Source organism: Bacillus sp. FSL W7-1360 (genome assembly GCF_038592975.1).
GTDB classification, from domain to species: domain Bacteria; phylum Bacillota; class Bacilli; order Bacillales; family Bacillaceae_D; genus Shouchella; species Shouchella lonarensis.
In genome coordinates, this window is record NZ_CP151950.1 from 725,505 (window position 1) to 738,204 (window position 12,700).

A 12,700-nucleotide genomic window follows, 5' to 3' on the forward strand; every position below is an offset into this window, starting at 1 on the left:
AGGTTTGATTGTATGGAAAATAGTGACGAAAAAACGATACGAGTGCTTCATGGACCTATGAATATCGCCAATCAAATGGAGGCATTATCAAGGGGATTAAATGAGAATGGTGTTTATTGCCGTACAGTATCCCTTATCAATGATTATTTGCGATATCCTGCTAAATACCCACTAGAAAATGTGTGGGAACGCAACATCGCTCCAGCCGAGGTTTTACGTTTTCTAGAGGAAAACTGTTTGCCGAATTTTGATATGTTTAATTTCCATTTTGGGCGTAGTTTCACTAGGAACTATTCAGACTTACATCTGCTTTCTAGTAAAAAGAAACCAATTGTGATGCATCATTGGGGAAGTGATGCGCGTTCTCTAGAGAGTGCGTTAAAGATTAATCCTTATGCAAAAGTGAAGCCAGGTGCTGAGAAGAAAATTATTGACACATATTTAAGGTACATTGCAAGGTATATTAAACATTGCATCGTTCAAGATGAAGAAATGAAATTTCACGTAACAGATTATTATGAGCATGTTCACATTGTGCCGGTCATGATAGACATGTCTGAATACGAGTATGTACCTGTGTCAGAACAAGAGAAGATGTTAATTGTCCATGCACCTACCCATACGGGCATCAAAGGGACGGAAACGATCGTAAAAGTGATGAGCGACTTGCAGCAGGAATTTGACTTTGATTTTAAACTCATTAAAGGTTATTCACATGCCGAAGCAAAAAAACTTTATGCCCAGGCTGATTTAGTCATTGATCAGCTACACCTCGGCATTTATGGCATGGTGTCAATTGAAGCAATGGCAATGGGGAAACCGGTCATTTGTTATGTGAGTGATTTTATGCTAGACCATTATCCTAAAGATTTGCCTGTGATGAATGCGAATCCAGACACATTTCCTACCGTCATGAAGTCGGTGTTAAAAAATAAAGACGTGTTACCTGAGCTGGGTAAAAAAGCAAGAACATTTGTGGAAGCGCGTCACGACATGTTAAAGAATAGTTTAGAAGTAAAACGGATCTATCAAGAGATCATGTCTTTGGTCTAATGGGGGGTGTACGACGTGAAAAAGAATGCGATCCGCGTTCTCCATGGCCCGTTAGAAACAGCGAATCAGATGGGGACACTTGTGAAAGGGTTAAACTGTCATGGTGTACATGGGAGAAGTGTGAATTTGATTAAAAGTTATCTCAATTATGAAGACCCTTATCGATTGGAGAAGTTATGGAGGCCTGGAGCAACGCAACAAGAAATTTTAGCGTTTTTAAAAAATGAGTGTATGGATCAATTTGATATTTTTAACTACCATAGTGGTTATCGCACATTTACACATGGATATGCAGATGTGCAGTTGTTAAAAAGCGAAGAAAAGCCGCTGATCATTCACCATTGGGGAAGTGAAGTGCGGGTATTGGAAACAGCATTACAAACAAACCCGTATGCGGTTGTAAAAGGAAGCTTTAGTGCGGGTCATATAGACAATATGTTAAAGCTGCTTTCCAAAAACATTCGCTATTGTGTTGTTCAAGACATGGAGATATACCAGTATGTGAAAGATTACTATGAGAATATATTTGTTGTACCCGTGATGATTGACTTAGGAGATTATGAGATGGATGCAAGAGAAAGTGATAACGACCGTATGCTCATTGTGCATGCACCTACAGACACAAAAATAAAAGGAACACAAGCTATTGTAGAAGTGATGGCGCAATTAAAAGATGAGTTCGCGTTTGACTTTAAGTTAATCAAAGGTTATTCACATACTGAAGCAAAAAAATTATATAAACAAGCAGATTTAGTCATTGACCAACTACATCTTGGTATTTATGGCATGGTCTCAATTGAAGCAATGGCAATGGGAAAGCCGGTTGTTTGTTATATGAGTGATTTTATGCTGGACCACTATCCTGATGATGTACCCGTGATCAACGCGAATGCAGATACGTTACGTGATGTAATGAAAAGCGTTTTAAGAAATAAAGATGCATTACCTGATATTGGAAAAAAATCAAGAAAGTACGTGGAGGAACGTCATGATATGTTGAAAAATAGTTTAGAAGTAAAGCGGATTTATGAACAAATGTTATCTTAACATACGGTCCACTTATTGGTCATGAAGGAGGATATTCAATGGAAAAAATCAAGTTCCTTTATATAGGCAGAAACTTAGAAAGGCCAATGGTTTTGGGACTCGGGTATTTTTTTAACGAAATAAAAAAGATGACTGATTTCCACGCATCATATTCTTCAGGATCTATTGAAAATATTCTTGCTCAGATTGATTTTAAGCCAGATTTTATCTATTTGCATGAGTATATGGCTAAACGTAGATATGACCCGTCCGTTACAGGCGTAAAAAAAATAAGTATCCCGTGCGCAGCGCTATTTAGTGATATTCATCTATGTAAAGAAGAGCGGAAAAAGGCAGTGCAAGAAGAAGAAATCAAATATGTATTCACATATTACCGGGACAAATTTTTACAATGGTATCCAGAGTTGACAGATCAAATGATTTGGATGCCGCCAGAAGTGAATACAGACATTTTTAAAGACTACGGTGCAGAAAAAGATATTGACTTCTTGATGACCGGAAACACGCATCCGAAATTTTATCCGCTCCGTGCGAAGATGCTCGAAACATTTAAAGGGAGGGATGGTTTTTTTGAACGTCCGCATCCGACGTATGAAAGAATGTATGCAGCACCTCATCAATGTGTACTCGGGGAGCGGTATGCGATGGAAATCAATCGCGCAAAAATGGCTTTTACATGTGATAGCATCTATCAATATCCTGTATTAAAGTATTATGAAATTTGTGCATGTAATACGTTGTTGCTCGCACCATGTTCAAAAGAAATACGTGACCTTGGCTTTATACCGGGAGAACACTTTGTGGAAGTAGATGAAAATGATTTTGAAGAGAAGGCATATTATTATTTAAACAATGAAGAAGAGCGGAAGAGGATAGCACTGAATGGTATGGAAATGGTGCATCGAAAGCACGCGACGACCGTCAGAGCCACGCAGTTTATAAAGAAGGTAGAAGAAATTATTGCAAAAGAACGTTCTGAGATGTAAAGGGGTGGACATATGATTTAACAATAAGAAAGATGAAGGGAGCTGTCAGTGTGAACGGAAAGAGACGATGGATGCCTCTTGTTATGATGGACTCCGTCATTGTTTTTTTCGCTATTTTCGTGAGCTACTTCTTGCTTTTTTTGGCACCATTTTCTTTGACGATGAATCTAACCATCAGTTCATTCTTGTTGTTGTGTCTACACCATTTATGTGCGTACATGTTCAATTTTTACAAACGAGCGTGGGAATATGCAGGTGTTGGTGAGATAAAAGTAATTGTGTCTGTTGTAACGATCCCAATACTTTGTGTTATCATGGTCCATTTTTTTTTGTTGCAGTTTGATATCCGTGTCCTAGTCGTCACCTGGATGATGCATATGCTGTTCATAGGAGGACTACGGTTGATGAACAATTTGTATCGTGGTCATGCAGCAAGCAAGAAAAAAGGAAGGAGAACGCTTATTATCGGCGCAGGCTCTGCTGGAACCTTGCTGGCACAACGGTTACGACAGAGAGTGCAAGAAATAGAACCCATCGGTTATTTAGATGATAATTTTACAAAACACGGCTTAGAAATTGTTGGTTTGCCTGTACTAGGTAGTATTAAACAAGTGAAGAATATCGTCAGTGAGTTTCAAGTCGATTGTATTATTATTGCGATCCCTTCTCTTAGTAAATCAGTATTAAATCGGATTATTACACTTTGTGCAGAAACGAAAGTGCAGACGCAAATCTTACCTAGTTTGGAGGATTTGATGTTGGGACGCGTTCAAGTTAGTGAGTTTACAGATGTGAATGTAGAAGATTTATTAGGACGGGAACCTGTCAAACTCGATGCGGAAGGTGTGACAGAATACATTACGGGGAAAGTCATTTTGGTGACGGGTGCCGGTGGGTCAATTGGCTCTGAAGTTTGTCGTCAACTAAGCCGTTTTTCACCAGAGAAACTCGTTTTGCAAGGACACGGTGAAAATAGTATTTACCTGATTGAAAGGGAACTCCGAGAAGAGGTGCCATCTTTATTAATTGAGACAGAAATATCAGATATAAAAGATAAGGAAGCAATGTTGTCCATGATGACAAAGCACCGCCCACATGTCATTTTTCATGCTGCTGCGCATAAACACGTTGTATTGATGGAACATCATTTTGAAGAAGCGGTGAAAAACAATGTCGTTGGCACCCGAAATGTGGCAGAAGCTGCGCACGAAGTTGGGGTCAATACCTTTGTGATGATCTCAACTGATAAAGCTGTACACCCAACGAGTGTGATGGGGGCAACGAAACGACTCGCAGAAGCTGTCATTCAACATTTAGATACGGTAAGCGATACACGTTTTGTCGCTGTTCGGTTCGGGAATGTGCTAGGTAGTCGCGGGAGTGTCATTCCGTTTTTTAAAGAACAAATTAAAGCAGGGGGACCAGTGACGGTTACTCATCCGGATATGGCGCGTTATTTTATGACCATACCAGAAGCATCACGGCTCGTTTTACAAGCAGGTGTCTTCGCGCAAGGGGGAGAAATTTTTGTGCTTGATATGGGTGAACCAGTGAAAATTGTAGACCTGGCACGTAACTTAATTTGTTTATCCGGATACACAGAAGATGAGATTCATATTACTTTTACGGGTGTGCGCCCAGGGGAAAAATTAATGGAGGAGCTGCTTGGGGAAGATGAAGTACATGAAGAGCAAGTTTATCCAAAAATTTATCGCGGAAAGAGAAAGAAACTTAAACATCATGATGTTGAAAAATTCCTTTCTCAATTTGAAAAAAGGGAAGTAGGGAAAGAAGAATTACTTCGAGTAGCAAATAACATTTAGAAATAAGGGGAGGGGGGAGAGTGAAACAGCTAATCATTGTCGGGGATGGTGGTCATAGTCAAGTGATTCAAGACATTGCAAAAGCAAATGAGTTGACAGTGGTGGCAATAGTAGATGATCTTTATGACAAGCTGCGGCATGGTGCAATTGTGAGGGCACCATTCATCATGCTAGAAGAGATGCTTGTTTCTTATCCAAATAGTGTCATAGTGGTTGCAATCGGTGATAACCAAATAAGGAAGCGCATTGTAGACGGTATTGAGATAGGAGAAGAAAGATACGGGACGCTCATTCACCCTAGTGCTGTTATTGGCACGAATGTCACCATTGGTGTTGGCACAGTTGTAATGGCAAATGCAGTGCTGAATGCGCGTGCAACAATTGGGAGGCACGTGATTGTGAATACAGGTGCCATCGTTGAGCATGACTGCTGCGTGGGTGACTTCGCCCATTTGTCCCCACAAGCAGCAATGGCTGGCGCAGCAAAAGTAGATGAAGGCACACATTTGGGAACAGGGAGTGTTTTAATTCCTAAAGTTCATGTCGGTGCTTGGACAACAGTAGGTGCTGGTGCAGTTGCAACGAAGCATATTCCGCAGAGATGCACAGCGGTTGGTGTCCCAGCTCGTTCAATAAAAAGTGTAGATTAGTGAGGTGTATAAGATGGATCGTGAACGTATCTTTTTATCTCCTCCTCATATAGGTGCGGCAGAGAAAAAGTATGTAGCGGATGCTTTTGAAAGCAACTGGATTGCGCCACTCGGTCCAAATGTGGATGCTTTTGAAGCTGAAATAGCTGACTATGTTGGGAGCCGGTTTGCGACAGCGACGAGCTCTGGGACAGCGGCCATTCATTTAGCATTATCGCTTGTCGGTGTGGGGAAAGGAGACATTGTCTTTTGCTCCACCTTTACATTTGTAGCGAGCGCCAATCCAATTCTTTATTTAGGTGCCAAACCGGTGTTCATTGATTCTGAGCCTGATTCTTGGAATATGTCTCCTGTTGCTTTACAAAAAGCAATGACGTATTACGTGGCGAAAGGATTGCTTCCTAAGGCAGTCATTGTCGTAAATCTCTATGGACAAAGTGCCGATTATGAACCAATTTTGCGCATTTGCCGTGAACACAGTGTCCCAGTAATTGAAGATGCAGCGGAATCACTTGGATCAACATATAAAGGAAAGAAAAGTGGGACGCTTGGAGACTTTGGGGTGTTTTCATTTAACGGAAATAAAATCATTACGACGTCTGGTGGAGGCATGCTTGTTTCAAATAATCGGGATTTTATTGAGAAAGCGAAATTTTTAGCGACGCAAGCAAAAGAACCGGTGTTACACTATGAACATGAGCAACTTGGTTATAATTATCGTTTAAGTAATGTATTAGCGGGAATAGGTAGAGGACAATTAGAAAAGATTGAAGAAAGGGTGCGTGCAAGGAGAGATGTTTTTAACCGTTATCGAGATGCTTTCAGCGGGATAAAAGGGATGACATTTATGCCTGAGGCGCAATTTGGTCGTCATAATCGCTGGCTGACGACCTTAACGATAGACCCACAACAAGTAGGCAAGACATACCCGGAAGTGATTCAAGCGCTTGAAGCGCATCAAATCGAAGCACGACCGTTGTGGAAGCCGTTGCATTTGCAACCATTGTTTCAAGAAAATTTGAGTTTTGCGCACGGAGATGAGTATGTTTCAACGCAGTTGTTTTGTCATGGGTTATGTTTACCGTCTGGGTCTAATTTGACAGCGGAACAACAAAATAAAGTCATCCAAATAATGAGGAGTGTACTGGCCGTGTGAGTATTGGTCAAAAAAATGTGGCATGATGTACTTCATGTTAAAATAAATGTGTAGTTAGGATAAAAATGATATATGGGGTGTCAGTAAAGAAGGTGAACACATGAATATCATCGCAGTCATGCTAGGAGGATTCTTTGGAGCTATTTGCCGGTATATGTTAGGTGAATGGCTCCACATCGGAGAAGGTTTTCCTATTGGCACATTTTTAGTAAACATGAGCGGTTGTTTCCTTTTAGGAATGTTTTTAACATATGAAGCCACCAAAGTGCCTCGTCGCGATTTACTCGTATTATTTGTAGGGACAGGCTTTTTCGGGTCGTTCACAACGTTTTCTACGTTCTCTACAGAAGTTGTTTTATTATGTGAAAGAGGGATGGTAGGGTTAGCGATCGTCTACATACTTTTAAGTGTGATATTAGGTGTGCTTGCAGCAGGAGGCGGTTGGAAGCTGATCCGAACATATGCCGCACAGAAAGGGGAAGCAAAATGATTTGGCTCATTGGTGTGGGTGGGGCATTCGGGGCGGCAGCACGCTATTTGATTGGCTCATTTATCGGGAGATATATTGACCAAAGAAAAGGGTTTCCATTTGCGACGTTGCTTGTGAATGTATCTGGCTCTGCATTGCTTGGGGTAGTTGCTTACTTACATTTTATGGAGCAAGTGAATGAAGAAATTTGGTTGCTTGTTTCAGTTGGGTTTTTCAGTGCGTACACGACATTTTCAACGTTCGGTTATGAGACAGTGACAATGATCGAGAAAAATGAATGGAAAAAAGCGATTGTGTATGTGAGCGCGTCTGTTGTGCTTAGTATATTGGTTACGTTCTTTTCGTGGCGTTGCACAATGTATATTTTAAAGTAAATGGCGTTGTGCACAAGAAGACAGTCTTTGGAAGTTACTTGAAGGGGGGCTTTCGGTCGTTTCCTTTCGTATTCCTCGGAAAAGACTGGCGTACAAGCGTGTAAAATGGTAGACTAAAAGGAAAGATCAATGTATGTTGCACTTAGGTGTTAGCTGAGGGAGGAAATGGTGTACAGATGTTACAAGGAAGGCGATAGAGAAGAAAGGCGCACCTTGAATGGGGGATGTTGTTGTGACGATAAAGTTAATTAACATTGGGTTTGGAAACATTGTCTCGGCGAATCGGATTGTGTCGATTGTGAGTCCAGAATCGGCACCTATTAAACGAATTATGCAGGAAGCACGTGATCGCAATATGTTAATTGACGCAACATACGGTCGGCGTACCCGTGCAGTCATTGTCACAGATAGCGATCATGTTGTGTTAAGTGCAGTTCAGCCAGAAACGGTTGCACAGCGATTACATATAAAAGAAGAGGAAATGTTGGAAGGATAGCTGTTTGGAGGTGAGGGCGGTGTTCACAAAGAGAAGAGGTTTACTACTTGTATTATCAGGACCGGCTGGGGTTGGTAAAGGGACGGTTTGTGCGGCGCTCCGTGCGCAAACAACTGAGATTGAGTATTCTGTTTCGGCGACCACGCGTGCACCACGTGAGGGTGAAGTTGACGGTGTCAATTATTTTTTTAAGTCCCGTGAGGCATTTGAGCACATGATTTCAGCAGGTGAGTTGTTAGAATGGGCTGAGTATGTTGGCAATTACTATGGTACGCCACGTAGTTATGTGGAACAGACGCTTGATTCAGGACAAGATATTATTTTAGAAATTGAAGTGCAAGGTGCACGTAAAGTGCGAGAGGCGTTTCCAGAAGGTGTTTTTATTTTCTTGGCACCGCCTAGCTTACAAGAGTTGCGGAATCGCATCGTTAACCGGGGAACGGAAACAGAAGATGTGATTAATGAGCGGATGAATGTAGCTGAAGATGAATTAGAGCTTATGAGTATGTATGATTACGTTGTTGAAAATGATGAAGTCGATCGGGCGGTCAGTCGGATTCAGGCAATTGTTACGGCAGAACATTGTCGCCGTGAGCGGTTGACTGATTAACAAGATGATAAACGGGCAGGATGAACATAGATAAGAAAAATGAGAGGGTGAAGGAAAAGAATGTTATACCCATCTATTGATAATTTACTTGAAAAGTTGGATTCGAAATATTCATTGGTGACGGTATCAGCGCGTCGTGCGCGAGAAATGAAAGAAGATACGTCACGCGCGCCGCTTGTGAAAGTCGCGCGGTCTAGTAAGTTCGTTGGCATGGCGTTAGAAGAAGTTGTACATGATCAATTAACAAAAAAAACGCCGCCAGCTGCCGTGTTAGAAAAGAGCAAATAATGTTTTAGGAGCTGTCTTCGCCGGTGCGCGCTTTTGCTATGAGGAATCATGCGCGAGCGAGTCGGTGGAGGCGCTTTTTTCATTTTTTGGCGTGTGTAGGGGGGGAACAGGATGGTAGAGAATAAGGTCATTGTTGTTGGGGTATGTGGGGGCATTGCTGCTTTTAAATCGGCGGCGCTCGTCAGCCAATTGACGCAAGCTGGTGCGGATGTACATGTCATGATGACAGCATCGGCAACAAAATTTGTGACGCCGCTCACATTCCAAGCAATCTCACATAACCATGTGCACATTGACACATTTGACGAACCAAACGTAGAAAAAATTACGCACATTGATTTGGCAGATCGCGCCGATCTTATTTTTTTGGCACCGGCGAGCGCAAATACGATCGCCAAACTTGCTCACGGTATGGCAGATAACATGTTGACAACGACAGTGTTAGCGACAAAAGCACCTGTTGTGTTGGCACCAGCAATGAATGTTAACATGTTTGATCATCCGAGTGTGCAAGCAAACCTTGCACGTTTGGTTACTTATGGGTACGAGGTGATTGAACCAGATGCGGGCTTTTTGGCGTGCGGCTGGACAGGAAAAGGACGGATGCCTGAAGTGCCGCAGTTGCTAGAATATATTCAGATGCATGCGACACCGAATACAGCCCTTGCTAATAAGCGCGTCGTTGTGACTGCTGGTCCAACACGCGAGGCGATTGACCCGGTACGTTATTTAAGCAATGATTCGTCAGGGAAGATGGGGTATGCACTTGCACGCGAAGCGCGTAATCGTGGTGCTCACGTGACGTTAATTTCTGGACCGACAGTAGAGGCTATCCCTGTCGGTGTGGAGGTTGTCTCAGTGAAGACTTCAGCAGATATGTATGAGGCAGTGCTCGCTCGTTATGATGATGCGGATGTCGTCGTGAAATCAGCAGCGGTTTCAGATTATCGCCCGATGCATGTATACGAACAAAAGCGAAAAAAGAAGGCGGACGAAGATTGGACGTTGGCGCTTGCACCAACAGCAGACATTTTGCGAACGCTCGGGGAAAAGAAACACGGACAATTATTGGTCGGTTTTGCCGCAGAGTCGGAACAGGTGGAACGTCATGCAAGGGAGAAGCTTGCGCGCAAAAATTTAGATATCATCGTGGCAAACGACATTACGGCTGAAGGTGCTGGATTTGATGTCGATACAAACATCGTGTCAATTTATACGAAAGATGATCATTGCCACCACTATGAAAAACAAACGAAAGCCGAAGTCGCTCGCCATGTGTTTGACGAGGTTGAAGCTTACGAAAAAAGGTGTGCCCGCTCGTGATCGCAAAAGTCATTGTGGACGTGCCAACAGCTCAAACAGATCAGTTATATGATTACACGATTCCATTAGAATGGAAAGTCGTTGCGAAACCGGGTGTCCGTGTCATTGTCCCTTTTGGGCGCCGTGCTGTGCAAGGATTTTTAATGGCTGTAGTACAGGAAAGTGAGCAATCGAATTTGCGCGCACTCATTGAAGTGCGCGACCCAGTGCCGGTGCTGACAGAAGAGTTATTAGCGCTCAGTCAATGGTTGGCTGCAGAAACGATTTGTTTTACCGCGACAGCACTTGCGGCGATGTTACCGGCAGCATTAAAGGCGAAAGTGACGCAATTATTGACGTGTCATGTAGAACGACATGAGCTTCCACCATCATTACAGCCGTTATTTGTCAAGCAGTGCGCTGTGCCGTGGAAAGATGTACAACCTGTATTGAAGCGCGATGCTGCTACGGTGCAAGCAGCGCTGGTATCAGGAATCGTTTCTATTGATTACGATGTGCAAGAGAAAGGAAAGAAGCGAACCGTTCGCCAGCTGCAGCGTGTGGCAGGCAATCTTGATGAGCAACTGTCATTGCTTTCAGCGAAGGCAAAGAAGCAGCGAGCACTTCTTACGTATGTCGCTACCGCGGAAAAAACGATGCCAACAACAGTGGTGCTCGAGCAAGTGGGGACGACGCGATCTGTGTTGACACCACTTTTAAAACAAGGAATTTTATATGAAGAAGAAATGGAAGTGTATCGTGATCCGCTTGGATCAACGGTCGTTGAGCGGAGTGAACCACTGCCATTGACCGCTGCGCAACAACAAGTGATGGACACTGTACAAACAGCGATCGTATCTGACTGTCATGAAGTGATGCTGCTACATGGTGTGACCGGTAGTGGTAAGACAGAGATTTATTTGCAAGCCATTGCGCTCGTATTGGATAAGGGAGAAGAAGCGATCATGCTTGTACCAGAAATCGTCTTGACCCCGCAAATGGTCGAGCGTTTTAAGGCGCGTTTTGGCGATTTGGTCGCGATTTTACATTCTGGCTTGTCAACGGGAGAGAAATATGATGAATGGCGTAAAATTCATCAAGGTGAAGTGAGAGTCGTTGTTGGTGCACGCTCGGCGGTATTTGCGCCATTCTCACGCCTCGGGCTCATCATCATTGATGAGGAGCATGAGATGAGCTATAAGCAAGAAGAGAATCCGCGTTATCATACACGAGATGTTGCAATCTGGCGAGGGGTGCATCATAATGCGCCTGTCATTTTAGGAAGTGCGACGCCCTCATTGGAGTCGTATGCGCGTGCAAAAAAAGGTGTCTATACGTTGCTCTCTCTGCAAGAACGGGTTGGTGGTCGTCCGTTGCCGGATGTGCATATTGTGGATATGCGTGAAGAGTTACGGATGGGCAATCGTTCGATGTTTTCACAAGCATTGATGGACGCGTTAAAAGACCGATTAGCAAAAGGTGAGCAAAGTGTGTTGTTTTTAAACCGACGAGGGTATGCGACTTTTGTCATGTGTAGAGATTGTGGTTATGTCGCTAGTTGCACACATTGCGATATTTCTTATACGTATCATCGTCTTGGTCATGCGCTAAAATGTCATTACTGTGGTGACCAAACAAAAGCGCCAACAGTATGTTGCGAATGTAACAGTACGCACATTCGTTTTTTCGGTTCTGGCACACAGAAAGTAGAAGAAGAGCTTGCGCGTGTGTTACCAGAGGCACGGGTGATGCGGATGGATGTAGACACGACGCGCAAAAAAGGGTCACATAAACGGTTGCTTGACGCTTTCGGAGCGGGAGAAGCGGATATTTTGCTTGGGACACAAATGATAGCCAAAGGGCTTGATTTTCCTCATATTACACTTGTTGGTGTGTTGTCTGCAGATACAATGCTGCATTTACCTGATTTTCGTAGTAGTGAGCGTACATTCCAATTACTTGCGCAAGTGGCTGGACGGGCGGGACGAGATGTACGTCCAGGAGAAGTGGTGGTTCAAACGTATACACCAGCACACTATAGTATTACGCTTGTACAGCAGCATGATTATGAGGCATTCTTTGCAACAGAGATGCGTGCACGGAAACAAGGCGGATACCCACCTTACTATCATATGGCACTGATCACGATCTCAGATACGACGCTACCATCTGTCATTCAAACAGCGCAAAACATTAAACGGCACTTAACAGATAAACTGGCACGAGAAACGGTTGTACTCGGTCCTGTTGTTTCACCGATCGCCCGGATCAAAGATAGATATCGTTATCAATGCGTGCTAAAATATAAACGAGAACCGAAGCTACAAAAGACGCTCTTTGAACTAATGCGTCATTACGGACAGCAGCGAACGAATAAAAAATTGCAAGTAAGTATGGATGTGTGTCCGTACTTTTTTATGTAAGG

Annotated in this window: 13 protein-coding genes; all 13 read left to right on the top strand. The window is 43.2% G+C overall.

Annotated elements, in window-relative coordinates; genetic code table 11:
* Window positions 1–12 precede the first annotated feature (12 nt).
* The 13 genes from NSQ26_RS03590 to priA all read left to right on the top strand — a co-directional run bounded on the left by NSQ26_RS03590 (window position 13) and on the right by priA (window position 12,698).
* Entirely contained in the window at window positions 13–1,053 is a 1,041-nt protein-coding gene (locus tag NSQ26_RS03590; RefSeq protein ID WP_499719167.1) for a glycosyltransferase family protein, read from the top strand.
* 15 nt (window positions 1,054–1,068) lie between these two features.
* Window positions 1,069–2,100 (top strand): glycosyltransferase, encoded by a 1,032-nt coding sequence (locus tag NSQ26_RS03595; RefSeq protein WP_499719168.1) that lies wholly within the window; start codon window positions 1,069–1,071, stop codon window positions 2,098–2,100.
* A 38-nt stretch (window positions 2,101–2,138) separates the two neighbouring features.
* Window positions 2,139–3,086, top strand: coding sequence for a glycosyltransferase family protein (locus NSQ26_RS03600; RefSeq protein WP_499719169.1), 948 nt, complete (start codon window positions 2,139–2,141; stop codon window positions 3,084–3,086).
* Between the two features lie 50 nt (window positions 3,087–3,136).
* Complete coding sequence (locus NSQ26_RS03605; RefSeq protein ID WP_499719170.1) at window positions 3,137–4,909, top strand: polysaccharide biosynthesis protein; 1,773 nt, start codon at window positions 3,137–3,139, stop codon at window positions 4,907–4,909.
* Between the two features lie 20 nt (window positions 4,910–4,929).
* Window positions 4,930–5,559 carry an acetyltransferase gene (locus NSQ26_RS03610; RefSeq protein WP_499719171.1) on the top strand — a complete coding sequence of 210 codons (630 nt, stop codon included), beginning with the start codon at window positions 4,930–4,932 and terminating at the stop codon, window positions 5,557–5,559.
* Between the two features lie 13 nt (window positions 5,560–5,572).
* Window positions 5,573–6,715 carry a DegT/DnrJ/EryC1/StrS family aminotransferase gene (locus tag NSQ26_RS03615; RefSeq protein WP_499719172.1) on the top strand — a complete coding sequence of 381 codons (1,143 nt, stop codon included), beginning with the start codon at window positions 5,573–5,575 and terminating at the stop codon, window positions 6,713–6,715.
* Between the two features lie 100 nt (window positions 6,716–6,815).
* A complete protein-coding gene (gene crcB / locus NSQ26_RS03620) occupies window positions 6,816–7,205 on the top strand; it encodes a fluoride efflux transporter CrcB (protein WP_499719174.1) in 390 nt (129 codons plus the stop codon).
* Window positions 7,202–7,579, top strand: a complete 378-nt coding sequence (gene crcB, locus NSQ26_RS03625; protein WP_499719176.1) for a fluoride efflux transporter CrcB — start codon at window positions 7,202–7,204, stop codon at window positions 7,577–7,579. The genes crcB (NSQ26_RS03620) and crcB (NSQ26_RS03625) overlap by 4 nt, the downstream gene beginning before the upstream one ends.
* Window positions 7,580–7,811: 232 nt before the next feature.
* Window positions 7,812–8,075, top strand: coding sequence for an extracellular matrix/biofilm regulator RemA (remA, locus tag NSQ26_RS03630; RefSeq protein ID WP_090776174.1), 264 nt, complete (start codon window positions 7,812–7,814; stop codon window positions 8,073–8,075).
* 19 nt (window positions 8,076–8,094) lie between these two features.
* The gene (gene gmk, locus NSQ26_RS03635) at window positions 8,095–8,685 is read left to right on the top strand and encodes a guanylate kinase (RefSeq protein ID WP_499719178.1); all 591 of its coding nucleotides are present in this window, start codon (window positions 8,095–8,097) and stop codon (window positions 8,683–8,685) included.
* A 60-nt stretch (window positions 8,686–8,745) separates the two neighbouring features.
* Complete coding sequence (gene rpoZ / locus NSQ26_RS03640; protein WP_499719179.1) at window positions 8,746–8,973, top strand: DNA-directed RNA polymerase subunit omega; 228 nt, start codon at window positions 8,746–8,748, stop codon at window positions 8,971–8,973.
* 111 nt (window positions 8,974–9,084) lie between these two features.
* Complete coding sequence (coaBC, locus tag NSQ26_RS03645) at window positions 9,085–10,296, top strand: bifunctional phosphopantothenoylcysteine decarboxylase/phosphopantothenate--cysteine ligase CoaBC (protein WP_499719180.1); 1,212 nt, start codon at window positions 9,085–9,087, stop codon at window positions 10,294–10,296.
* The gene (gene priA / locus NSQ26_RS03650) at window positions 10,293–12,698 is read left to right on the top strand and encodes a primosomal protein N' (RefSeq protein ID WP_499719182.1); all 2,406 of its coding nucleotides are present in this window, start codon (window positions 10,293–10,295) and stop codon (window positions 12,696–12,698) included. The genes coaBC and priA overlap by 4 nt, the downstream gene beginning before the upstream one ends.
* Window positions 12,699–12,700 lie beyond the last annotated feature (2 nt).